Source organism: Klebsiella sp. 141198 (genome assembly GCF_050600785.1).
Lineage (GTDB): Bacteria > Pseudomonadota > Gammaproteobacteria > Enterobacterales > Enterobacteriaceae > Klebsiella > Klebsiella aerogenes.
On the sequence record NZ_JAQIRM010000003.1, the window covers coordinates 714,574 to 737,148 of the forward strand.

Here is a 22,575-nt window from a genome sequence, read left to right on the forward strand (position 1 = left end):
GTTTAAAAGTGTTAAATTGATCGCAAAATGAAAGATAAATATTTTATTTTGAAAGTTTGTGCACGATGAGTGAAAAAATTAACGTGCGGATCGAACTCGGAAGACGTGCAAAAAAAGGACTATTTTGTCTGCAAATGTATTGCCGCTTCCTTGTTGGCGGGCGCATGCTTTACCATAATTACCCTTTGCCGATTTTGTTAAATGGAATTCCCATGTTGAAGCGTCGCTATCTGGCTTTACTCCCTTTATGTGCACTTCTCGCTGCCTGCAGCAGCAAACCTAAGACCCCCGCGGAAGCGGAGATGGCGAGCGGCACCGGCGGCTTTTTGCTGGAACCGCAGCATAACGTGATGCAGATGGGCGGCGATTTCGCCAATAACCCTGCGGCGGCGCAGTTCATCGATAAGATGGTGGCGAAACACGGCTTCGATAGGCAGCAGCTCCAGGAGATCCTGTCGCAGGCCAAGCGCCTGGACTACGTACTACGGCTGATGGATCGCCAGGCGCCGAGCGGGCTGCCGCCGACCGGGCCAAATGGCGCCTGGTTACGCTATAAGAAACAGTTTATTACGCCGGATAACGTGCAGAACGGCGTGGTGTTCTGGAACCAGTATCAGGACGCGCTGAACCGCGCGTATCAGGTCTACGGCGTACCGCCGGAAATCATCGTCGGCATTATCGGCGTGGAAACCCGCTGGGGCCGGGTGATGGGCAAAACGCGCATCCTTGATGCGCTGGCGACGCTGTCGTTTAACTATCCGCGTCGCGCGGAATACTTCTCCTCTGAGCTGGAAACCTTCCTGCTGATGGCGCGCAGCGAAAGCGATGACCCGCTGGATCTGAAAGGCTCCTTTGCCGGCGCGATGGGCTACGGCCAGTTTATGCCGTCGTCGTATAAGCAATACGCGGTGGACTTCAACGGCGACGGTCATATCAACCTGTGGGATCCGGTTGATGCCATCGGTAGCGTGGCGAACTACTTTAAACAGCACGGTTGGGTGAGCGGCGATACCGTCGCGGTGCAGGCGCTGGGCCAGGCGCCGGGTCTGGATAACGGCTTTAAAACCAAATACAGCGTTTCACAGCTGTCGGCGGCGGGGTTAACCCCAACGCAGCCGCTGGGAAATCATCAGCAGGCCAGCCTGCTGCGGCTGGATATCGGCACCGGGTACCAGTACTGGTATGGCCTGCCGAACTTCTACACTATCACCCGCTATAACCACAGCACTCACTACGCGATGGCTGTCTGGCAACTGGGGCTGGCGGTTTCGCAGGCCCGCGGCGGATATTGATCCTTTCATCCAGCCGACAGATTTCGAGTTCCCCGGATGGCGGCGCGTAGCGCCTTATCCGGGCTACGGTCTGGTATCCGTTTGGTAGCCCCGGGACGCCGCGCTTATCCATCCGTTTTTTCCCTTCTGCATGCCTTTTGTTGACCTTTGTTACATTTCCTCTCGCTGACGCAGATTTACATTCTTTTCTGAATCCCATATTGTTATGTTATAACATTTTATTGGGGCGGGAATATGTTCACATCGGTTTTTATGGCATCCGGCGCGGCGCGCGTGGCAATCGCCTGCGGACTGCTGGCGGCGCTATGGCTGGCCACATGGTGGGCGGTGGCGCTGCCATGATTGAGCTGGATCACCTGGTTGCCGGGTATGAAGGCATGGCAATCACTCCGGCGCTAAGCGGCGTGATTGCGGCGGGAAGCCTGACGGCGATTGTCGGGCTTAATGGCTGTGGTAAATCGACGCTGCTGAAAACGCTGGCTGGATTTATTCCACCGGTTAGCGGCCGGCTGAACTGGCGCAAAGGGCGGCCAGTGATCGGCTGGCTGGCGCAGCGCCATGCCCTGGAATCACAGTTTCCGCTGCTGGTGCGCGATGTCGTCAGCCAGGGGGCATGGCCGCGAGTCTCGCTGCTGCGCGGTCTGGGCGGCGGCGAGCGTCAGCGCATCAAGGCGGCGCTCGAGCGGGTGGGGCTCAGCGCGCTGGCCAATACGCCGATTGAAGAACTCTCGGGCGGCCAGTTCCAGCGCATGCTCTTTGCCAGGGTGATGGTGCAACAGGCGCCGCTGGTGATGTTGGACGAGCCGTTTACCGGCGTCGATGAGGCCACCAGCCGCGAGCTGATGGCGCTTATCGTCGATATGCATCGCGAGGGGCAAACGATACTGGCGGTGCTGCACGATAACCAGTGCGTGGCCGATTTCTTTCCTGAGACGCTGCTGCTTGAACCCCAGCACGCGCGCTGGGGCGAGACGTCAAGTGTGCTTCCTGCCTTCAACACCGCGAGGCAGGCATGATCTGGCATACCTTTTTTCAACCTTTTATTGAATTTGGCTTTATGCGCCGGGCGCTGGTGGTGTGCTTCGCGCTGTCGCTGAGCACCACCATGTTAGGCGTGCTATTGCTGCTGCGACGGATGAGCCTGATGGGCGATGCGCTGTCGCACGCCATTCTGCCGGGGGTGGCGGCGGGTTATCTCCTTAACGGCATGTCGCTGCTGGCGATGAGCGTTGGCGGATTTATCGCCGGGATCGCGGTGGCGCTGGTGGCAGGCTGGGTCAGCCGGCGAACGCCGCTGAAAGAGGACGCCAGTTTTGCCGGGTTTTACCTCGGCTCGCTGGCGCTTGGCGTCACGCTGGTCTCGCTGCGCGGCTCCAGCGTCGATCTGCTGCACCTGCTGTTCGGTTCGATTCTGGCGGTGGATAGCGACGCGGCGTTCTTTGTCACCGGCGTGGCGAGCCTGACGCTGCTGTGCATTGCGCTGTTTTATCGCGGGCTGGTCAGCGAGGCATTCGATAGCGCCTGGCTACAGGTCAACGCGCGGCGGCTACCGGCGCTGCTGCACGGCCTGTTTCTCGCGCTATTGGTACTGAACCTGGTGGCGGGGTTTCAGGTGCTCGGCACGCTAATGGCGGTAGGGCTGATGATGTTGCCCGCGGTAGCGGCGCGCTGCTGGGCACGAACGCTGCCGGGCATTTTGTTGCTGGCGGCGGCGATCGGCGCGTTTTGCGCCTGGATGGGATTGAGCCTTTCGTGGGCAGTGAATTTACCCGCCGGTCCCGCCATCGTGCTGACCGCCAGCGTACTGTTTTTTATTTCAGTGTTTTTTGGCACGCGCAGCCGGCTGGTCGTTGGCTGGCGCAAATTGATGGGGTAAGGAAATGATGAAACGAAGTGCAGTGGTGATGGCGTTAGCCGTGGGGCTGATGGCGCAGGGGGCGATGGCAAAAACGCTGAACGTGGTAAGCAGTTTTTCGGTGTTGGGCGATATGGTGCAGCAGGTCGGAGGCGAGCATGTTCATGTCGATACGCTGGTAGGGCCGGATGGCGATCCGCACACCTTTGAACCCTCACCGAAGGATAGCGCGCTGCTCAGCAAAGCCGACGTGGTGGTGGTCAACGGGCTTGGCCTGGAAGGGTGGCTGGATCGGCTGGTGAAAGCGTCCGGTTTTAAGGGCGAATTAGTGGTGGCTTCAAAAGGGGTTAAGACGCATACCCTTGATGAAGACGGTAAAACGGTGACCGATCCGCACGCCTGGAATAGCGCCGCTAATGGCGCGTTGTACGCGCAGAATATCCTTGATGGCCTGGTGAAAGCCGACCCGCAGGATAAAGCGGCGCTCCAGAGCAGCGGTAAGCGTTATATCGAGCAGCTGACGGCAATTGACGGCTGGGCGAAGGCGCAGTTTAGCGCCATCCCGCAGGCGAAGCGTAAAGTGCTGACCAGCCATGATGCTTTCGGCTATTTTGGCCGCGCTTACAACGTGACGTTCCTTGCGCCGCAGGGGCTCTCATCCGAGAGCGAAGCCAGCGCGGCGCAGGTGGCGGCGTTGATTAAGCAAATCAAAGCCGATGGCGTACATACCTGGTTTATGGAGAACCAGCTGGACCCGCGTCTGGTGCAGCAAATCGATGGCGCGACGGGGGCGCAACCGGGCGGCGAACTCTATCCGGAAGCGCTGTCTAAGCCGGGCGGCGTAGCCGATAGCTACGTTAAAATGCTGCGCCATAACGTCGAGCTCATCGCCAATAGTATGAAGTAACAGGTTGTCTGGTCGTCCCGGTTGCAGCGGGACGGCCCATTTTTGGATCCCCCCTCGTAAAATCACCACCTCGTCCCCATATCTCTGCCGAAAGTGCTATCTTTGATGGCCTCTTTATCTGGCTTAAGCGGGGCAAAAATGACCGATTCAGAATTAATGCAGCTAAGCGAACAGGTTGGGCTGGCGCTGAAAGCGCAGGGCGCGACGGTGACCACCGCGGAGTCCTGCACCGGCGGCTGGATAGCCAAAGCGCTGACCGATATTGCCGGTAGCTCAGCGTGGTTTGAGCGCGGTTTCGTGACCTATAGCAACGAAGCCAAATCGCAGATGATTGGCGTGAGCGAAGTGACGTTACTGGATAACGGCGCGGTGAGCGAACCGGTGGTTGTCGAGATGGCAATTGGCGCGCTACGCGCGGCGCGCGCCACCTATGCGGTATCGGTCAGCGGTGTCGCCGGCCCGGACGGCGGCAGCGCGGAGAAGCCCGTCGGCACCGTGTGGTTCGGCGTCGCCTGTGCGAACGGGCAGGGCGTGACCCGCCGCGAATGCTTTGCCGGAGACCGCGAAGCGGTGCGTCGTCAGGCGACGGCCTATGCGTTAAATCTGCTCTGGCAACAATTTCTACAAAATACTTGATACTGTATGACCATACAGTATAATTGCCTCAACTGAACAAATATTAACGGCGAAGCGAACGCGCTTCACCTCGCATGACAGGAGTAACAATGGCGATCGACGAAAACAAACAGAAAGCGTTGGCGGCAGCACTGGGCCAGATCGAAAAGCAATTCGGTAAAGGCTCCATCATGCGCCTGGGTGAAGACCGTTCCATGGACGTGGAAACCATCTCCACCGGTTCGCTTTCTCTGGATATCGCGCTCGGCGCAGGCGGTCTGCCAATGGGCCGTATCGTTGAGATCTACGGGCCGGAATCATCGGGTAAAACTACCCTGACGCTGCAGGTTATCGCCGCAGCGCAGCGTGAAGGCAAAACCTGTGCGTTCATCGATGCCGAACACGCGCTGGATCCGGTATATGCCCGTAAGCTGGGCGTTGATATCGACAACCTGCTGTGCTCCCAGCCGGATACCGGCGAGCAGGCGCTGGAAATCTGTGACGCGCTGGCGCGTTCCGGCGCGGTAGACGTTATCGTCGTCGACTCCGTGGCGGCGCTGACGCCGAAGGCGGAAATCGAAGGCGAAATCGGCGACTCTCACATGGGTCTCGCGGCGCGTATGATGAGCCAGGCGATGCGTAAACTGGCTGGTAACCTGAAGCAGTCCAACACGCTGCTGATCTTCATCAACCAGATCCGTATGAAAATCGGCGTGATGTTCGGTAACCCGGAAACCACCACCGGTGGTAACGCGCTGAAGTTCTATGCCTCCGTGCGTCTGGACATTCGCCGCATCGGCGCGGTGAAAGAGGGCGACAACGTTGTCGGCAGCGAAACCCGCGTGAAAGTGGTGAAAAACAAAATCGCCGCGCCGTTCAAACAGGCTGAATTCCAGATCCTCTACGGTGAAGGCATCAACTTCTTCGGCGAGCTGGTTGACCTCGGCGTGAAAGAGAAGCTGATTGAAAAAGCGGGCGCCTGGTATAGCTACAACGGCGACAAAATCGGCCAGGGTAAAGCGAACGCTATCTCCTGGCTGAAGGATAACCCGGCGGCGGCGAAAGAAATTGAGAAGAAAGTTCGCGAACTGCTGCTCAACAACCAGGACTCCACGCCGGACTTCGCGGTTGACGGCAACGACGCAGAAGAAACCGAACAAGATTTCTGATATCGTCTAAAAGAGTGACAAAGGGCTGCTGATGCGGCCCTTTTGCTTTTCTTAGATTATCGAGGTGCCTGTGACTGAGACTTCACCACGCCGCTCCGGCTATGCGCGTCTTTTGGATCGCGCAATTCGTATTCTGGCGATGCGCGATCATAGCGAACAGGAGCTGCGGCGTAAGCTGGCGGCGCCGGTAATGAGTAAAAACGGCCCTGAAAAGCTGGACATCACACCGGAGGAGCTCGAACAGGTTGTCGGCTGGTGCCTGGAAAACCGCTATCTTGATGACCAGCGTTTTGTACGCCAGTTTATCGCCAGCCGGAGCCGCAAGGGCTATGGGCCGGCACGTATCCGCCAGGAGTTGAATCAAAAGGGCATTGGCCGCAGCGACATCGAAAGCGCGATGCGCGAGTGTGAAATCGACTGGGCGGCGCTGGCCAAAGAGCAGGCGCAGCGTAAATACGGCGAACCGTTACCTTCCGCCTTTACTGAAAAAGTTAAAATCCAGCGATTTTTGCTGTACCGCGGCTATCTGATGGAAGATATCCAGGAAATCTGGCGAAATTTTGCAGATTGACCCATCGGGGATTTTACTTCCCTCTAAAGAAAACTTATCTTATTCCCACTTTATTCCGTCGGGCCGCTGCTTGTGATTGCATAATCAGCGTCCAGGGCGATTATTCCTTATACACAAAATCATTCAAGCTGCATCACGGCGGCAAGAGAGAACAGCTTCTGGGGCGTACGTGAGTTCACTACCGGGAGAGGACGTTCCGCCAGGTCAGAGGCGACTTGAAGGATGAAGTGTAGCTTGATTTCAGGATAATTATGAGCAAGAGCACCGCTGAGATCCGTCAGGCGTTTCTCGACTTTTTCCATAGTAAGGGACATCAGGTAGTTGCCAGCAGCTCCCTGGTGCCGCACAACGATCCGACCCTGCTGTTTACCAACGCCGGGATGAACCAGTTCAAGGATGTCTTCCTTGGTCTCGACAAACGTAATTATTCGCGCGCGACCACCGCGCAGCGTTGCGTGCGTGCGGGCGGTAAACACAACGATCTGGAAAACGTCGGTTACACCGCGCGTCACCACACCTTCTTCGAAATGCTGGGCAACTTCAGCTTCGGCGATTACTTCAAGCAGGATGCCATCAAATACGCATGGGAACTGCTGACCGGTGAGAACTGGTTCGCCCTGCCAAAAGAAAAACTGTGGGTTACCGTTTACGAGACCGATGACGAAGCTTTCGACATCTGGGCCAATGAAGTGGGCGTTCCGCGTGAGCGTATTATCCGCATCGGCGACAACAAAGGCGCGCCGTTTGCTTCTGATAACTTCTGGCAGATGGGCGATACCGGTCCGTGCGGCCCGTGCACCGAAATCTTCTTTGATCATGGCGATCACATCTGGGGCGGCCCTCCGGGAAGCCCGGAAGAAGATGGCGACCGTTACATTGAGATCTGGAACATCGTCTTCATGCAATTCAACCGTCAGGCTGACGGTACCATGGAGCCGCTGCCGAAGCCTTCCGTTGATACCGGTATGGGGCTGGAGCGTATTGCCGCTGTTCTGCAGCACGTTAACTCCAACTATGACATCGACCTGTTCCGCAACCTGATTGCGAGCGTGGCGAAAGTCACCGGCGCGACCGATCTCACTAACAAGTCGCTGCGCGTTATCGCCGACCACATTCGTTCTTGCGCATTCCTGATTGCTGATGGCGTGATCCCGTCGAATGAAAACCGCGGCTACGTGCTGCGTCGTATCATTCGCCGCGCGATTCGCCACGGCAACATGCTGGGCGCGAAGGACACCTTCTTCTGGAAACTGGTTGCTCCGCTTATCGACGTGATGGGCGCTGCCGGTGAAGAACTGAAACAGCAGCAGGCTCTGGTAGAGCAGGTGCTGAAAACCGAAGAAGAGCAGTTTGCGCGCACACTGGAGCGCGGGCTGGCGCTGCTGGATGAGGAACTGTCGAAGCTTAAAGGCGACACGCTGGACGGCGAAACCGCCTTCCGTCTGTATGACACCTATGGCTTCCCGGTTGACCTGACGGCGGATGTCTGCCGCGAGCGCAACATCAAGGTTGACGAAGCAGGCTTTGAAGCCGCGATGGAAGAGCAGCGCCGCCGCGCACGTGAGTCCAGCGGTTTCGGCGCTGACTATAACGCGATGATTCGCGTTGACGGCGCATCGGAATTTAAAGGCTACGATCATCTGGAGCTGAACGGCAAAGTTACTGCGCTGTTCATCGACGGCAAAGCGGTTGATAGCGTCAGCGCGGGTCAGGATGCTGTAGTCGTCCTTGACCAGACGCCGTTCTACGCGGAATCCGGCGGTCAGGTAGGCGATAAAGGCGAACTGAAAGGCGCTGGCTTCTCCTTCACGGTCAGCGATACGCAGAAGTACGGCCAGGCTATTGGTCATATCGGTAAAGTCGCCAGCGGCTCCCTGAAAGTGGGTGACGCGGTGCAGGCCGATGTCGATCAGGCTCGCCGTCAGCGTATTCGTCTCAACCACTCCGCGACGCACCTGATGCACGCGGCGCTGCGCCAGGTTCTCGGTACCCACGTGGCGCAGAAAGGCTCTCTGGTTAACGATAAAGCGCTACGTTTTGACTTCTCGCATTTTGAAGCGATGAAGCCGGAAGAAATTAGAGCGGTGGAAGATCTGGTGAACGCCCAGATCCGCCGTAACCTGGCTATCGAAACCAATATTATGGATATCGATGCCGCGCGTGAATCCGGCGCTATGGCGCTGTTTGGCGAGAAATACGACGATCGCGTTCGCGTACTGCGGATGGGCGATTTCTCCACCGAGCTGTGCGGCGGTACTCACGCAGCGCGTACCGGTGATATCGGCCTGTTCCGTATTACCTCTGAATCCGGTACCGCCGCAGGCGTGCGCCGTATTGAAGCGGTGACCGGCGAAGGGGCGATTGCCAGCCTGCATGCGCAGAGCGATCAGCTCAGCGATATCGCGCAGCTGCTGAAGGGCGATAGCCACAGCATCGGCGATAAAGTTCGCGCGACGCTTGAGCGTACCCGTCAGTTGGAAAAAGAGCTGCAGCAACTGAAAGAGCATGCTGCGGCGCAGGAGAGCGCTAATCTCTCCAGTAAAGCGGAAGAAATTAACGGTGTTAAGCTGCTGGTCAGTGAACTGGCCGGCGTTGAGCCGAAAATGCTGCGTACCATGGTTGATGATCTGAAAAACCAGCTCGGTTCGACGGTCGTTGTATTAGCTACGGTAGCGGATGGTAAGGTTTCTCTGATTGCAGGTGTGTCTAAGGATGTGACAGACCGCGTGAAAGCAGGGGAGCTGGTTGGTATGGTCGCCCAGCAGGTGGGCGGTAAAGGGGGCGGTCGTCCGGATATGGCGCAAGCCGGCGGTACCGATGCGTCTGCTCTCCCTGCTGCGTTAGCCAGTGTGAAAGGCTGGGTCAGCGCAAAACTGTAATAACTATAAACGCATTTACCCTAAATAATTCGAGTTGCAGGAAGGCGGCGACGCAGCGAATCCCCAGGAGCTTACTTAAGTAAGTGACTGGGGTGAGTGAGGAAAGCCAACACACATGCAACTTGAAGTATGACGGGTATAGGTGCCGTAACCTGATGGGAGCGGCATCTTGCGTCATAAGTACTGATAACGATAAAGTCGGGTTGAAGTTGTGTAGATCGGCTAAACTTAGGTTTAACAGAATGTGATGCCGTGACTGCTTACACCGCGAGGTGTTTGTCATCGCTTACTTTTTGGCGTTATATGATGGATAATGCCGGGATGCGAGAGACCCGACTCTTTTAATCTTTCAAGGAGCAAAGAATGCTGATTCTGACTCGTCGAGTTGGTGAGACCCTCATGATTGGAGATGAGGTCACTGTGACAGTTTTAGGGGTTAAGGGTAACCAGGTACGTATTGGTGTCAACGCCCCTAAAGAAGTCTCTGTACATCGTGAAGAAATCTACCAGCGTATCCAGGCTGAAAAATCCCAGCAGTCCAGTTACTAAGCTTTCCGCGCCTCGCTTTATTGTGAGGCGCATCCCTCCGGCGGTCGTTTTTCTCTTTTCTTCTCCTTTTTCTTCTCTCGCGACATCCTCTCTTTTGTTTTTATTCGCCGTGCGTCATTTTTCGTTGTCGCTTTTGAGTGGCCGTAAAGGGCTATTTCCTGTTGATAAAATACTCTTTTTGCCGTTTTTGCAGGCTAATTGCGCGTGAAGTGTGCAAACGGAAAAAGCTCTCGAAAAATTGTTTGACTTATAAGTCTCAGAAAGTAATATGTGCGCCATCGCAGCGACGAAGAGCAGAAACAAGTTCTTCGAAGCACTCGCAAGAGGCGTGTTGTGTGGTGAGGTGGCCGAGAGGCTGAAGGCGCTCCCCTGCTAAGGGAGTATGCGGTCAAAAGCTGCATCCGGGGTTCGAATCCCCGCCTCACCGCCATTTTGCATCCGTAGCTCAGCTGGATAGAGTACTCGGCTACGAACCGAGCGGTCGGAGGTTCGAATCCTCCCGGATGCACCATCTTCTCTCTGTAAACAGAAAGAAGAACGCTGTGAAAGCAGCGGCCCGCAGTGCGAGGCGTAATCGAGTCACTCTACCGATTACTCCATCATACTCAGTGTGGCATGTGTTAGTTGTGACACTGACGCGTAGTAAAGCAAGTTTCCCGATGCATCCGTAGCTCAGCTGGATAGAGTACTCGGCTACGAACCGAGCGGTCGGAGGTTCGAATCCTCCCGGATGCACCATATTCTCCTTAGTAACAGCAATATCGTTGTTACATGGTCTGCGAAATTATCGCCAGCACCAGGGAGGATAACGTTGCGTAAGCAACGGCCCGTAGTGCGAGGCGTAGACGAGTCATCCTCCCGGATGCACCATTCTTGCCTGATTCTGAATTATTCAGATGAATTCTGTAGTAAACTAGTTATTCCGATGCATCCGTAGCTCAGCTGGATAGAGTACTCGGCTACGAACCGAGCGGTCGGAGGTTCGAATCCTCCCGGATGCACCATATTCTCCTTAGCAACAGCGACGATGTTGTTTAATGGTCTGCGAAATTATCGCCAGCACCAGGGAGGATAACGTTGCGTAAGCAGCGGCCCGAAGGGCGAGGCGCAGCCGAGTAATCCTCCCGGATGCACCATATTCTCGCCACGAGATTTGCAACAGAATAACCTCGCAGTTAAATAGCTTTTCCGATGCATCCGTAGCTCAGCTGGATAGAGTACTCGGCTACGAACCGAGCGGTCGGAGGTTCGAATCCTCCCGGATGCACCATATTCTCCTTAGTAACAGCAATCTCAATGTTGCATGGTATGCGAAATTATCGCGAGTACCAGGGAGGATAACGTTGCGTTAGCAACGGCCCGTAGGGCGAGGCGCAGCCGAGTAATCCTCCCGGATGCACCATCTTATCTTCAATAAAACTCTCCAATTTTCATCCCATCAGTACGACGCATTTTATCTCCTCGATAATCAACACATTTCTTATTGGCAAGTCGCTCTTTCCACTATAATTTATCCCTGTAGATCTACCTGAACCGGGTGTGATGAATGCAAGGAGAGAAATCAATGAAATGGTTCAAAGCAATACCTGCCTTTTGCGCAACGCTTCTGGTCGCCGTATCTCTGGCAGGCTGTGCCGGATCGTCCACCAAAGAAAGCACCGGCGGTTATATTGACGATACCGTGGTAACTACCAAGGTAAAAAGCGCGCTGTTTAACGAAAAAGATATCAAATCCTCAGAAATTAGCGTGCAGACCTTTAAAGGCCGCGTACAGCTGAGCGGTTTCGTATCGTCGGCTGAGAGCGCTAAACGGGCGGTAGAGGTCACCCGTCGCGTGCAGGGCGTGCGCGTGGTTGAGAACGACCTGCGAATCAAATAATACGGTTTTCGCTATCCCGAGTTGATTAAGGCGCCTGCAGGCGCCTTTGCTGTCTCTGGCTCCCCCGCGACAAAACCCGCCTTTTGCGATACAGTAACGTTTCCTTATCCGGTTTGTGAGAACACGATGTACCAACGTTACGCAGGACTGATTTTCGATATGGATGGCACCATCCTCGATACCGAGCCGACGCATCGTAAGGCATGGCGTGAAGTATTGGGCCGTTACGGTATGCGTTTCGATGAGCAGGCCGTGGTCGCGCTCAACGGTTCTCCAACCTGGCGTATTGCCCAGGCGATCATTGAGCTGAATCAGGCTGATTTAGATCCGCATCGTCTGGCGCAGGAAAAAACCGTCGCCGTCAAAGCGATGCTATTGGATAGCGTACGCCCGTTACCGCTGATAGACGTGGTAAAAGAGTGGCATGGCCGTCGGCCTATGTCGGTCGGCACCGGTAGCGAAAGCGCTGTCGCCGAAGCGCTACTGACGCATCTTGGCCTGCGTCACTATTTCTCCGCGGTGGTGGCTGCCGATCACGTGACGCAGCATAAACCCGCGCCCGATACCTTCCTGCTGTGCGCGGAGCGCATGGGCGTCGCGCCGGAAACCTGCGTAGTCTTTGAAGATGCCGACTTCGGTCTCGAAGCGGCGAAGCGCGCGGGTATGGATGCTGTGGATGTGCGTCTGTTGTGAGCGACGCGCTGTCGCTCCTGTCGCTCTTTGCCAGCAGCTTTTTAAGCGCCACTTTACTGCCCGGCAACTCGGAAGTGGTGCTGGTTGCTATGCTTCTTACGGGGGCAAGTCAACCGTGGCTGCTGGTATTAATAGCAACAATCGGCAATAGCCTTGGAGGGGTAACTAACGTTATTCTGGGGCGCCTGTTCCCGCTGCGCAAGCAATCGCGCTGGCAGGAGAGGGCAACCGGCTGGCTTAAACGCTATGGCGCGGTGACATTATTATTGAGCTGGGCGCCTGTTATAGGCGATTTGCTGTGTTTACTGGCGGGATGGATGCGCATTTCCTGGGGACCAGTGCTCTTTTTTTTATGCCTTGGTAAGGCGTTGCGTTATATCGTCATTGCGGCGGCAACCCTTCAGGGCATGACGTGGTGGCACTAATTGGACTGATTGTTCAACCATTACAATTATGCTAATTCAAACGATTTCGACAGGCGGGAGGTCAAATTGATCCCGGATGTATCACAGGCGCTGGCCTGGCTGGAAAAAAATCCGCAGGCGCTGCAAGGCATTAAACGTGGGCTTGAGCGCGAAACGCTGCGCGTTAACGCCGACGGCACATTGGCCACTACCGGCCATCCTTTAGCTTTAGGTTCGGCGCTGACCCATAAATGGATTACCACTGATTTTGCCGAAGCCCTGCTGGAGTTTATTACCCCAGTGGATGGCGATGTCGATCATATGCTGACTTTCCTGCGCGATGTGCATCGCTACACCGCCCGCCAGCTTGGCGACGAGCGGATGTGGCCGCTGAGCATGCCGTGCTATATCGCGCCGGGCCAGGAAATTGAACTGGCGCAGTACGGTACCTCTAACGTTGGTCGGCTGAAGACGTTGTATCGCGAAGGACTGAAAAATCGCTACGGCGCGCTGATGCAAACCATTTCTGGCGTGCACTATAACTTTTCGCTGCCGATGGCGTTCTGGCAGGCCAAGTGCGGCGTGGAAGACGCGGAAAGCGGCAAAGAGGCGATCTCGGCCGGTTATTTCCGCTCGATTCGTAACTACTACCGTTTCGGTTGGGTAATTCCGTACCTGTTCGGCGCGTCACCGGCGATTTGCTCCTCGTTCCTGCAAGGCAAACCGACGACTCTGCCGTTTGAGAAGGCCGGAAACGGCATGTATTACCTGCCATACGCCACTTCTCTGCGTCTTAGCGACCTCGGTTATACCAATAAGTCGCAAAGCAATCTCGGAATTACGTTTAACGATCTGCACGAGTATGTGGCAGGATTGAAGCGGGCGATTAAAACGCCATCGGAAGAGTACGCTAAAATCGGGCTTGAGAAAGACGGTAAACATCTGCAGATCAACAGCAACATTCTGCAGATTGAAAACGAGCTGTACGCGCCGATTCGACCGAAACGGGTGACCCGCAGCGGTGAAACGCCATCCGATGCGCTGCTGCGCGGCGGCATTGAGTATATCGAAGTGCGTTCGCTGGATATCAACCCATTCTCGCCGATCGGCGTGGATGAGCAGCAGGTGCGCTTCCTCGATCTGTTTATGGTCTGGTGCGTGCTGGCCGATGCGCCGGAGATGAGCAGCAGCGAACTTCTGTGTACCCGCACTAACTGGAACCGGGTGATTCTTGAGGGCCGTAAACCGGGCCTGACGTTGGGGATTGGCTGTGAAAGCGCGCAGTTCCCGCTGGCGCAGGTGGGTAAAGATCTGTTCCGTGATTTACGTCGCGTGGCGCAAACGCTGGACAGCATCCACGGCGGCGAGGCGTATCAACAGGTGTGCGATGAGCTGCAGGCCTGCTTCGACGATCCGGAATTAACGTTCTCAGCGCGCATTCTGCGTTCTATGATTGAAGAAGGGATTGGTGGTACCGGGCGTAAGCTGGCTGATGAGTATCGTACGATGCTGCGCGATGAACCGCTGGAAATTCTAAGCGAAGATGATTTTATCGCCGAACGTGATGCGTCGGTCGCGCGGCAGAAGAAAGTAGAAGCGGAAGATAGCGAGCCGTTCGAGGCGCTTTTAGCACGACACGCGTAGTAAAAAGCGCTACAAAAGAAAAAGGCCACATCACTGTGGCCAAACTTTCATCTCTGATTCAGGGATGATGATGATAATAAATGCGCGTCTTTCATATACTCAGACTCGCTGTTGAACGAAGAGTTCATTTTATTTTAAAAAAAATCACTATCGGAGGTGAAGAATGCCGTTGTTAGATAGTTTCACAGTCGACCATACCCGAATGGAAGCGCCTGCGGTGCGCGTCGCGAAGAAAATGAACACGCCGCACGGCGATCAAATCACCGTTTTCGATCTGCGATTCTGCGTACCGAACCAGGAAGTGATGCCGGAGCGCGGCATTCATACTCTGGAGCACCTGTTTGCTGGTTTCATGCGCGATCACCTGAACGGTAATGGCGTGGAAATTATCGACATCTCTCCGATGGGCTGCCGTACCGGTTTCTACATGAGCCTGATTGGCACGCCGGAAGAGCAACGCGTGGCAGATGCCTGGAAAGCGGCGATGGCTGACGTGCTGAAAGTCAAAGATCAGAATCAGATCCCTGAGCTGAACGTCTACCAGTGCGGAACCTACACCATGCACTCGCTGGAAGAAGCGCAGGATATCGCCCGCCACATCATTGAGCGTGATGTTCGCATCAACAGCAACGATGAGCTGGCGCTGCCGAAAGAAAAATTGCAAGAACTGCACATCTAGTGCGCCTGCGTCGGCCCGGCCATCGCGTCGGGCCGCTCTCCGCTTATCATGTCGACAACGCTCTCCTTTTCCTTCCTGCACCGCGCGCTGGTGCCATTTGCCCATGATTATGCCCACGGCGATAGCGAACCGATGCATAGCCACGACTGCGCTCAATTGTTGCATATTCTCAGCGGCGTGGTTCGGGTGGAGACGCCGGTCGGGTTCTGGGTCGTACCGCCGGGGCGCGGCGTCTGGCTACCGGCACATACCCCGCACGCGTTGCGCATAACCGGCAATGTGGCCGCGCGGACGCTATTTATCGATCCGCTGGCCCGTGCCGATCTGCCCTCTACCTGCCAGATCGTGCAGATCTCACCGCTGCTGCGTGAGCTTATCGTCGCGTCGCTGGCGCTGGAAGAGCGCTATTTCCCCGGGACTCGCGACGAACGTATCTATGAGCTGATGCTGGATGAAATTCGTGGAATGTCGGTATTACCGTTCGGTTTGCCGGAACCGCATAGCGATAGCCTGCGTCGGTTGTGCCAGCGGGTGCGCGAAGCGCCCGGTGAGCCGTGGAGCAGCCGCGAGGCGGCGCAAGCTGGCGGAATGAGCGAGCGTACGCTGAACCGCCATTTTCAACAGCAGACCAGCCTGACCTGGAGCGAATGGGTGCGCCGGGCGAAGCTGATGGAGGCGCTGGTTCGCCTGGCGCAGGGGCAGTCGGTGCTAAGGGTGGCGCTGGATCTGGGTTACGGCAGCCACAGCGCTTTTAGCGCCATGTTCCGCCGGGTCATGGGGACCGCGCCCAGCGACTATTTTCGCCCGTTGGATTAATCCCTGGCGTGAACGGCATTACACAACGCCTGTAACGAGGCGCGGGCAACGTCATTATCAATGCCTACGCCCCATCGACTTTCGCCATTGGCAAAGACGCAGCGAATATAGGCAACGGAGCGGCTGTCGCTGCGTGCTCCGAGGGTATGCTCGTGGTAGTCCTTGATAACGAAATGACGTTTTAACAGCGCGCTCAGGCCGTTGGCGGCGGCGGATAACAAACCGTTACCACGTCCGTTCAGGCGGCGGGTTTCGCCATTCATCCGCAGCGCAGCCTGTAACGTCAGTTCGCCATCCTGCTGGCCGTCGCTCTGATAGTCGAGTAACGCCAGCGTCGGCTGCGCCAGCAGGCCGTAACGGTTGCGAAACAGCTGCCATAATGCGTTATGGGTCATTTCTTTACCATGGCTATCCGTTTCTTGCTGAACGTACTGGCTGAAGTCCTGCTGCAACGCCCGCGGCAGCTTAAGACCGTGGTTCTGTTCTATCAGCCACGCGCTGCCGCTTTTACCTGACTGGCTGTTAACGCGGATCACTGCTTCATAGCTGCAGCCGATATCCTGTGGATCGATAGGTAAATACGGCATTTGCCAGCGATCTCCCGGCTTACGGGCATCAAACCCTTTTTTAATCGCATCCTGGTGCGAACCAGAAAAGGCGGTGTAGGCCAGACTGCCTGCCCAGGGATGCCGTGGATGTACCGGGAGCTGGTTGCAGTTCTCGACGATCTCCACTACCCGATTCATCTGCGTAAAGCGCAACTGCGGATCCACGCCCTGGCTATAGAGATTCATCGCCAGCGTGACCAGACAGACGTTGCCGGTGCGCTCGCCATTGCCGAACAGACAGCCTTCCACGCGATCGGCGCCGGCCATCACCGCCAGTTCGGCGCTGGCGACACCGGTACCGCGATCGTTATGCGGATGCACGCTGATACACACATCCTGGCGGCGCGAGAAGTGGCGGCAAAAATATTCAATCCGATCGGCGTAGACGTTCGGCGTGTTGACTTCGACCGTTGCCGGAAGATTAATAATCATTGGCCGTTCGCCGCAGGGCTGCCAGATTTCCGCCACCGCTTCGCAGATTTCAAGGGCGAATTCCGGCTCGGTAAAACAGAAGGTTTCCGGTGAATATTCATATTGCCAACGGGTGTCCGGCTGCTGCTCGCAATGCTGACGAATAAGCCGGGTGGCGCGGGTGGCGAGCTCGATCACTTCGGCCTTTTCCATGCCGAAAACCAGCTCGCGAAACAGCGGCGCGGTGGCATTGTAGAGATGGACGGTCGCCTGTCTGGCGCCGCGCAGCGCTTCAAAGGTTCGCGCTATGAGTTCTTCCCGCGCCTGAGTCAGTACCTGAATGGTGACATCTTCAGGGATTCGCTGCTCGTCTATCAGTTGGCGCACAAAGTTGAAGTCGGTTTGCGAGGCGGAGGGGAAGGCGACCTCTATTTCTTTAAAACCGCACTCCAGCAACAGCTCCCAGAACTGCAGCTTGCGTGCGGCATCCATCGGTTCGGCCAGCGCCTGGTTGCCGTCGCGCAAATCGGTGGAAAGCCAGCGCGGCGCGGTAGTGATTTGCCGCTCGGGCCACTGGCGATCGGGCAGGGCGATAGGCGGATAAGGGCTGTATTTTTCGCAAGGATTGGTCAGCATGATGTTCTCCTGTAGTCGGAGCTTTATCCTGCATGACATAACGCATCGGCGGCTTTAGCGAAATGGACAGAAGCTAGCGCGAAATGGACAAAGTCGGGGCAATAAAAAAGGGACCCGCAGGTCCCTTTTGTTGATACTTAGTGCGCGCCTCCGCCACCGCCGCCGGCGCTGAACGGCGGTCTGGCGAACCAGACCAGGCTTAGCAGCAGGATAAAGATCCCCGCCGAGACCCAGAAGATTTCGTTGGCGGAGATAATCAACCCCTGGTTGGTTATCTGCTGGGCAATCCAGCCGGAAGCCTGCTGCTGGGTCATTCCCATGCCCTGTAGTTGATCGTACATCTGCTGGGCGTTGGGGTTGAACGGCGTCACCGACTCGGTGAGCTGCGCATGGTGCAGCGCCTCGCGGTTGGTCCACATGGTGGTGGTAATTGAGGTACCGATGGAGCCGGCAAGGGTTCGCGTAAAGTTCGACAAGCTCGACGCCGCCGCCAGCCGCTCCGGCGGCAGGCCAGAGAGGGTGATGGTGGTCAGCGGCATGAAGAAACAGGCCACCGCAAAGCCCTGGATAAACTGCGGCCAGGCCGATGCGCCAAAGTCCATTCCCGGTTCAAAGGTCCACGCGCGCCAGTAGAAGCACACCGCATACATAATAAAGCTGAAGGTCACCAGCCGCCGCATATCGAGCTTATGGGCAAAGCGGCCGATAATCGGCGACAGAATGACCGGGATCACCCCGACCGGCGCCGAAGCCAAACCGGCCCAGGTGGCGGTGTAGCCGTATACCTCCTGCAGAAGCTGCGGCAGCAATACAATGGCGCCGAAGTAGAGCATATAGGCCAGGCTGATACACAAACAGCCGATGGTAAAGTTACGCGACTTAAACAGCGACAGGTCGACTATCGGGTTATCGTCGGTCAGCTCCCAGACGATAAGGAAACTTATCGCCACCACCGCCACGATGGTCAGGATGATAATCTCGTTGGAAGCGAACCAGTCGAGCTCTTTACCGCGGTCGAGCATCACCTGCAGGCTACCGATCCCGATAATCAGCAACGCCAGCCCGACACCGTCGATACGCCGCTGCTCGGTGCGGGTTTCACGGCCGCGCAGGGTCTGCAGCGTCATGAGAACCACCGCCACGCCAATCGGCACGTTGATGAAGAAGATCCAGCCCCAGTGGTAGTTATCGCTGATATAGCCGCCGAGAATCGGGCCGCAAATCGGCGCGACGATGACCGTCATCGACCACAGCGCCAGCGCGATTGAGCGCTTCGCTGGCGGGTAGTTGCTGAGCAGCAGACTCTGCGATAGCGGGATCAGCGGACCGGCGACGATCCCCTGAATCACGCGGAAGAAAATCAGCATCGTCAGGCTATTTGACACCCCGCAGGCCCAGGAGGCGATGGCGAATGCCACCGTCGACCAGACGAAGAGTTTCACTTCGCCGACGCGCTTAGCCAGCCAGCCGGTAATTGGGATGGAGATAGCGTTCGCCACCCCAAACGAGGTGATGACCCAGGTCCCCTGACTTAGCGACGAGCCAAGGTTACCGGCAATGGTCGGAATAGCCACGTTGGCGATAGTGGAGTCCAGCACCTGCATGAAAGTCGCCAGCGACAGCGCAATGGTCATAATGACCAGTTGCGCGCCTTCGAGCGGTTTTTGCTGTTGCATTACGCTCACCCCGAATTATCCGGCGTTGGCCTGGATGATACCGTCGATCAGTTTATTTACCGGCTCAAGGCCGATTTCACGGGCATTACTTTCATAGACCGGCGAGCTACGTACCTGGCTTGCCAGCATCTCGCCTTCGCGATTGCTGGTGTCTACTTCAACCAGCGTCGACAGGCCGATGCGCAGCGGATGTTGCGCCAGCTGTTTAGCATCTATTTCGATACGAACCGGCAGACGCTGGACGACTTTGATCCAGTTACCGGTGGCGTTTTGCGCCGGCAGCAGGGAGAAGGCGCTGCCGGTACCCATATCCAGGCCGACCACTTTACCGGTGTACTTCACGTCATCGCCGTAGATATCGCTGACGATGGTCGCCGGCTGGCCGATACGCATATGGGCAAGCTGGGTCTCTTTAAAGTTGGCGTCAACCCACAGGTTGGTGGCCGGAACCACCGCCATCAGCGGGGTAGTGGTGCCAATCTGCGCGCCAGGCTGCACCGAGCGGCGGGAAACGTAGCCGCTAATCGGGCTGACGATTTGCGTACGCTGCAGCGCCAGCCAGGCGTTGCGGACTTCGGTCGCCGCCTGCAGCACCGCAGGCTGCTGTTCCAGTTTGGTGCCCAGTACGATCGCCTGGTTGGCGTTGTACTGCTGAATAGCGACGTCGAGTTCGGCCTGGGCGCTGGCGACGGTGTCACGAGCGTGCTGCAGCTCTTCGCGGCCAATCAGGTTCGCGGCGCCCAGCGGGATACGGCGATTAAGGTCTGCCTGCGCCTGGGCGAGGGCGGTTTTTTTGACGTCAATATTCGCCTGCAGCTGCTTGCTGTTAATCATCTGCTGGCGAGTCTGACGCACGCTTGCCGCCAGCTGGGTTTTGGCTTTTTCAAACGCCTGTTGGGCGTCGGTCTGGTCGAGAGTAACCAGCGGATCGCCTTGTTGCACAAAGTCGGTGTTGTCGGCCCAGACCTTGGTGACGCTACCAGAAACCTGCGCCATGATCTGTACCTGGTTCCCTGCCACATAAGCGTCATCGGTCTCTTCATAATGACGCAGGACTAAAAACCAATAAATGCCGTAGGCTACGGCCACAATAACAAAGAGCAAGGTCAGGAGCAGAAGGGCGCCTTTGCGTTTCCCTTTCTTGCTGCCTGATTGCTGCGGAGTTTGGCTCGCCGCATTTTCGCTCATCTGATTCTCCACAATTTTACATTCTTATTATTTCACATCGGCTGAGCCGACCTGTTTACCAGAAAGGCCAGCAGAAGATCTGCTGGCCTGACCGTGTTCCTTGCAACTCAAAATGTTGTGCGGCTCCGTGCTTAGCGCAGGGATCCCGCCAGCGCGCCGTCTTCTTCCATTTGGTCGAGGCGGCCAAGCAGTTTGCGGGTGATGTGCTCCAGCTGGTCTTTTTCCGCAGTGCTCAAAGAAGACCACAGCTGGTGCAGGCAGTTGTGCTGCGGAGGTAATACCTCGCGCAAGAATTGATGACCTTTGTCGGTTAGCTGCAGATGCAGGCAGCGACGATCGTTGTCGCTTTCACGGCGCTCGATCCAGCCGCGTTTTTCCAGTTCGTCGGCAATGCGGGTGGCATTAGTGCGTGACGAACCCAGCGCGCAGCTCAGCTCGGAAGGTTGAATGCTGTGATTTTCCTGAGACTCAAGCGTTATCAGCGCCATAAATAATGTCTCGTTAATCCCTTGCGCTTTCAGCATTTTGTTACGGTTTTCCAGCAGCTTACCCTGCATGTGCATACAGAGACGGGTGAGGAGAATCTCCTGGAAAGGGAAATCTTCATGGCGGCTGGCGCGGAATTTGAGCATCTGCTCAATGGGAGTAAACGAACTATCCATTTGGGTATAACCTCATTAATTACAGCCGATATAATAACTATTGTGACAAATAAAGCAAATGAATTATCGGTCACTATTAATACTTAAAATCTCCGGCGAGTCGCCGATTTTCCATGCCAAACCATAGGCTAAAGCGCTGAGTTGCGTAGGGATAATAATGCTGTTCGCCACCTGTAAGCTCAACCTGAACGCGACGAAACCTACCCGTGTTGGTAGTCACGGGGGCTGACGTCAGGGAGCAGGAGTTTCCATATTGGTGACTTATTGATAACGCTGGTGAAAATTACGCCTGGAAAGAGTTATTCACCTTAGCAGACGGCGTGATGGCTTCACAATCGCTAAAATGAGAAATCAGAAAATCCCTTTTTAGGCATATCTGTTTCGTATTGGTTCTGGGGAAGGGCGGTCCCCACGACGGTAAACGCCGTGGGGAGAGGGGAGAAATTACTTTTGCGCCGCCAGCGCTTCTTTCACCCAGCCGTCGAACAGCTGCTGGTGGGCTTTAATCCAACCATCAACGTGGCCGTTGATGTCGGCTTCTGAGGCATGGCCGGCATGCATCATCGCGTTTTCGGCGTTGATATCGGCAATCGGCAGCTTCATCAGGCTAAATAGCTTCGCCGCCGCCGGGTTCTTCTCAGCCCAGGCTTTGTTGGCGACGATGTGCATGGTGTTCACCGGGAAGCCATAGTTGACGCCGTTCGGCAGCTTGGTGTCGATATCTTTCTGTTCTCCCGGCAGAGAGGAGAACGGCACCTGCAGCCAGACCACATCTTTACCCGGTTTCAGCACGTCGCTGACCCAGTACGGCGTCCAGGTATAATAAAGAACCGGTTTGCCTTCTTTATAACGGGCGATGGTATCGGCCATCATCGCTGCGTAGTTGCCCTGGTTATGGACCACTTTATTGTTCAACCCATAGGCATCAATCTGATGGTTGATGACCGCTTCGCAGCCCCAGCCGGGGGTACAGCCGGTGAGATCGGCTTTGCCATCGCCATTGGTATCAAACAGTTTGGCGATCTTCGGATCTTTCAACTGGTCGATGGACTTAATGTGGTACTGCTCGGCGGTTTTCTTGTCGATCAGATAGCCCTGCGCCGCGCCGGTGACGAAGGTTCCTTCACGGTAGAATTTTTTATCGCCGCCCGCCGCCGCGTACATATCATCGTGCAGCGGTTGCCAGTTGGTGGCAATAAAGGTGGCATCGCCAGAGGCGATGGAGGTATAGGCGACGTTATAGTCGACTTCGCTCGGCTTTTCGACGGTATAGCCCAGTTTTTCCAGCGCGCGGCTGACCAGCAGCGTCTGGAAAGTTTCTTCTGAAATGGTACTCTGCGCCGGTTTCACGGTGATGCCTTTACCCGGCAGCTCGGCAGCAAACGCGCTGGTCGTGACGAGGGCGGTAAACGCTGTGGCAAGGAGTGTAGTATGTCGCATCG

The 22,575-nt window shown here is 56.2% G+C and carries 20 protein-coding genes, 5 tRNA genes and 1 pseudogene; 20 read left to right on the plus strand and 6 right to left on the minus strand.

Features of this window, described 5'->3' with window-relative positions; all coding sequences use genetic code 11:
- Positions 1–212: 212 nt before the first annotated feature.
- The 20 genes from mltB to PGR10_RS13425 all read left to right on the plus strand — a co-directional run bounded on the left by mltB (position 213) and on the right by PGR10_RS13425 (position 15,952).
- Positions 213–1,292: a lytic murein transglycosylase B gene (mltB, locus tag PGR10_RS13330; RefSeq protein WP_020078114.1), complete on the plus strand. Its 1,080-nt coding sequence runs from the start codon at positions 213–215 to the stop codon at positions 1,290–1,292.
- A 305-nt stretch (positions 1,293–1,597) separates the two neighbouring features.
- The gene (locus PGR10_RS13335) at positions 1,598–2,308 is read left to right on the plus strand and encodes a metal ABC transporter ATP-binding protein (protein WP_430923612.1); all 711 of its coding nucleotides are present in this window, start codon (positions 1,598–1,600) and stop codon (positions 2,306–2,308) included.
- Positions 2,305–3,168 (plus strand): metal ABC transporter permease, encoded by an 864-nt coding sequence (locus tag PGR10_RS13340; protein ID WP_015370052.1) that lies wholly within the window; start codon positions 2,305–2,307, stop codon positions 3,166–3,168. Before PGR10_RS13335 ends, PGR10_RS13340 begins: the two co-directional genes overlap by 4 nt.
- 7 nt (positions 3,169–3,175) lie before the next feature.
- Positions 3,176–4,054: a metal ABC transporter substrate-binding protein gene (locus PGR10_RS13345; protein ID WP_430923643.1), complete on the plus strand. Its 879-nt coding sequence runs from the start codon at positions 3,176–3,178 to the stop codon at positions 4,052–4,054.
- A 138-nt stretch (positions 4,055–4,192) separates the two neighbouring features.
- A complete protein-coding gene (gene pncC, locus PGR10_RS13350) occupies positions 4,193–4,690 on the plus strand; it encodes a nicotinamide-nucleotide amidase (protein ID WP_087859292.1) in 498 nt (165 codons plus the stop codon).
- Positions 4,691–4,779: 89 nt separating this feature from the next.
- Positions 4,780–5,838 (plus strand): recombinase RecA, encoded by a 1,059-nt coding sequence (recA, locus tag PGR10_RS13355; protein ID WP_015370055.1) that lies wholly within the window; start codon positions 4,780–4,782, stop codon positions 5,836–5,838.
- A gap of 70 nt (positions 5,839–5,908) precedes the next feature.
- The gene (gene recX / locus PGR10_RS13360; RefSeq protein ID WP_015370056.1) at positions 5,909–6,409 is read left to right on the plus strand and encodes a recombination regulator RecX; all 501 of its coding nucleotides are present in this window, start codon (positions 5,909–5,911) and stop codon (positions 6,407–6,409) included.
- A 251-nt stretch (positions 6,410–6,660) separates the two neighbouring features.
- A complete protein-coding gene (gene alaS / locus PGR10_RS13365) occupies positions 6,661–9,288 on the plus strand; it encodes an alanine--tRNA ligase (RefSeq protein WP_430923613.1) in 2,628 nt (875 codons plus the stop codon).
- 363 nt (positions 9,289–9,651) lie between these two features.
- Positions 9,652–9,837, plus strand: a complete 186-nt coding sequence (gene csrA, locus PGR10_RS13370) for a carbon storage regulator CsrA (protein ID WP_000906486.1) — start codon at positions 9,652–9,654, stop codon at positions 9,835–9,837.
- Positions 9,838–10,174: 337 nt separating this feature from the next.
- Positions 10,175–10,267, plus strand: a tRNA-Ser gene (locus PGR10_RS13375).
- Positions 10,268–10,271: 4 nt separating this feature from the next.
- Positions 10,272–10,348: transfer RNA gene (locus tag PGR10_RS13380), tRNA-Arg, on the plus strand.
- 150 nt (positions 10,349–10,498) lie between these two features.
- Positions 10,499–10,575 (plus strand) — tRNA-Arg (locus tag PGR10_RS13385).
- 189 nt (positions 10,576–10,764) lie between these two features.
- Positions 10,765–10,841, plus strand: a tRNA-Arg gene (locus PGR10_RS13390).
- A gap of 189 nt (positions 10,842–11,030) precedes the next feature.
- A tRNA-Arg gene (locus PGR10_RS13395) sits at positions 11,031–11,107 on the plus strand.
- Positions 11,108–11,401: 294 nt separating this feature from the next.
- Positions 11,402–11,716, plus strand: coding sequence for a BON domain-containing protein (locus tag PGR10_RS13400; RefSeq protein WP_015370060.1), 315 nt, complete (start codon positions 11,402–11,404; stop codon positions 11,714–11,716).
- Positions 11,717–11,842: 126 nt separating this feature from the next.
- Positions 11,843–12,409, plus strand: coding sequence for a fructose-1-phosphate/6-phosphogluconate phosphatase (gene yqaB / locus PGR10_RS13405; protein ID WP_213317206.1), 567 nt, complete (start codon positions 11,843–11,845; stop codon positions 12,407–12,409).
- Complete coding sequence (locus PGR10_RS13410; protein ID WP_047044328.1) at positions 12,406–12,834, plus strand: YqaA family protein; 429 nt, start codon at positions 12,406–12,408, stop codon at positions 12,832–12,834. Before yqaB ends, PGR10_RS13410 begins: the two co-directional genes overlap by 4 nt.
- Positions 12,835–12,900: 66 nt before the next feature.
- A complete protein-coding gene (gene gshA / locus PGR10_RS13415) occupies positions 12,901–14,457 on the plus strand; it encodes a glutamate--cysteine ligase (protein WP_045378193.1) in 1,557 nt (518 codons plus the stop codon).
- Between the two features lie 163 nt (positions 14,458–14,620).
- Positions 14,621–15,136 carry an S-ribosylhomocysteine lyase gene (gene luxS / locus PGR10_RS13420; protein WP_015370064.1) on the plus strand — a complete coding sequence of 172 codons (516 nt, stop codon included), beginning with the start codon at positions 14,621–14,623 and terminating at the stop codon, positions 15,134–15,136.
- Between the two features lie 48 nt (positions 15,137–15,184).
- Positions 15,185–15,952 (plus strand): AraC family transcriptional regulator, encoded by a 768-nt coding sequence (locus PGR10_RS13425; protein ID WP_430923614.1) that lies wholly within the window; start codon positions 15,185–15,187, stop codon positions 15,950–15,952.
- On the opposite strand, the gene leuA is transcribed toward PGR10_RS13425, so the two are convergent.
- From leuA to proX, 6 genes and pseudogenes are all read right to left on the minus strand, one after another.
- Complete coding sequence (leuA, locus tag PGR10_RS13430) at positions 15,949–17,607, minus strand: 2-isopropylmalate synthase (protein ID WP_430923615.1); 1,659 nt, start codon at positions 17,605–17,607, stop codon at positions 15,949–15,951. The genes PGR10_RS13425 and leuA overlap by 4 nt on opposite strands.
- Before the next feature lie 137 nt (positions 17,608–17,744).
- Complete coding sequence (gene emrB, locus PGR10_RS13435) at positions 17,745–19,283, minus strand: multidrug efflux MFS transporter permease subunit EmrB (RefSeq protein WP_045395214.1); 1,539 nt, start codon at positions 19,281–19,283, stop codon at positions 17,745–17,747.
- A gap of 15 nt (positions 19,284–19,298) precedes the next feature.
- On the minus strand, positions 19,299–20,471 hold the full coding sequence (gene emrA / locus PGR10_RS13440; protein ID WP_015370068.1) for a multidrug efflux MFS transporter periplasmic adaptor subunit EmrA: 1,173 nt from the start codon (positions 20,469–20,471) through the stop codon (positions 19,299–19,301).
- A 131-nt stretch (positions 20,472–20,602) separates the two neighbouring features.
- The gene (mprA, locus tag PGR10_RS13445) at positions 20,603–21,133 is read right to left on the minus strand and encodes a transcriptional repressor MprA (RefSeq protein ID WP_015370069.1); all 531 of its coding nucleotides are present in this window, start codon (positions 21,131–21,133) and stop codon (positions 20,603–20,605) included.
- A 63-nt stretch (positions 21,134–21,196) separates the two neighbouring features.
- Positions 21,197–21,349 (minus strand): annotated as a pseudogene (locus PGR10_RS13450) (hypothetical protein); the annotation flags it as partial.
- 228 nt (positions 21,350–21,577) lie between these two features.
- On the minus strand, positions 21,578–22,573 hold the full coding sequence (gene proX / locus PGR10_RS13455) for a glycine betaine/L-proline ABC transporter substrate-binding protein ProX (protein ID WP_087858681.1): 996 nt from the start codon (positions 22,571–22,573) through the stop codon (positions 21,578–21,580).
- Between the last annotated feature and the right edge of the window lie 2 nt (positions 22,574–22,575).

Bases quoted from the DNA above. Each gene is read 5' to 3' on its own strand.
- mltB (WP_020078114.1), top strand. From the start codon at position 213: ATGTTGAAGCGTCGCTATCTGGCTTTACTCCCTTTATGTGCACTTCTC.
- PGR10_RS13335 (WP_430923612.1), top strand. From the start codon at position 1,598: ATGGCTGGCCACATGGTGGGCGGTGGCGCTGCCATGATTGAGCTGGAT.
- PGR10_RS13340 (WP_015370052.1), top strand. From the start codon at position 2,305: ATGATCTGGCATACCTTTTTTCAACCTTTTATTGAATTTGGCTTTATG.
- PGR10_RS13345 (WP_430923643.1), top strand. From the start codon at position 3,176: ATGAAACGAAGTGCAGTGGTGATGGCGTTAGCCGTGGGGCTGATGGCG.
- pncC (WP_087859292.1), top strand. From the start codon at position 4,193: ATGACCGATTCAGAATTAATGCAGCTAAGCGAACAGGTTGGGCTGGCG.
- recA (WP_015370055.1), top strand. From the start codon at position 4,780: ATGGCGATCGACGAAAACAAACAGAAAGCGTTGGCGGCAGCACTGGGC.
- alaS (WP_430923613.1), top strand. From the start codon at position 6,661: ATGAGCAAGAGCACCGCTGAGATCCGTCAGGCGTTTCTCGACTTTTTC.
- csrA (WP_000906486.1), top strand. From the start codon at position 9,652: ATGCTGATTCTGACTCGTCGAGTTGGTGAGACCCTCATGATTGGAGAT.
- PGR10_RS13400 (WP_015370060.1), top strand. From the start codon at position 11,402: ATGAAATGGTTCAAAGCAATACCTGCCTTTTGCGCAACGCTTCTGGTC.
- yqaB (WP_213317206.1), top strand. From the start codon at position 11,843: ATGTACCAACGTTACGCAGGACTGATTTTCGATATGGATGGCACCATC.
- luxS (WP_015370064.1), top strand. From the start codon at position 14,621: ATGCCGTTGTTAGATAGTTTCACAGTCGACCATACCCGAATGGAAGCG.
- PGR10_RS13425 (WP_430923614.1), top strand. From the start codon at position 15,185: ATGTCGACAACGCTCTCCTTTTCCTTCCTGCACCGCGCGCTGGTGCCA.
- leuA (WP_430923615.1), bottom strand. From the start codon at position 17,607: ATGCTGACCAATCCTTGCGAAAAATACAGCCCTTATCCGCCTATCGCC.
- emrB (WP_045395214.1), bottom strand. From the start codon at position 19,283: ATGCAACAGCAAAAACCGCTCGAAGGCGCGCAACTGGTCATTATGACC.
- emrA (WP_015370068.1), bottom strand. From the start codon at position 20,471: ATGAGCGAAAATGCGGCGAGCCAAACTCCGCAGCAATCAGGCAGCAAG.
- mprA (WP_015370069.1), bottom strand. From the start codon at position 21,133: ATGGATAGTTCGTTTACTCCCATTGAGCAGATGCTCAAATTCCGCGCC.
- proX (WP_087858681.1), bottom strand. From the start codon at position 22,573: ATGCGACATACTACACTCCTTGCCACAGCGTTTACCGCCCTCGTCACG.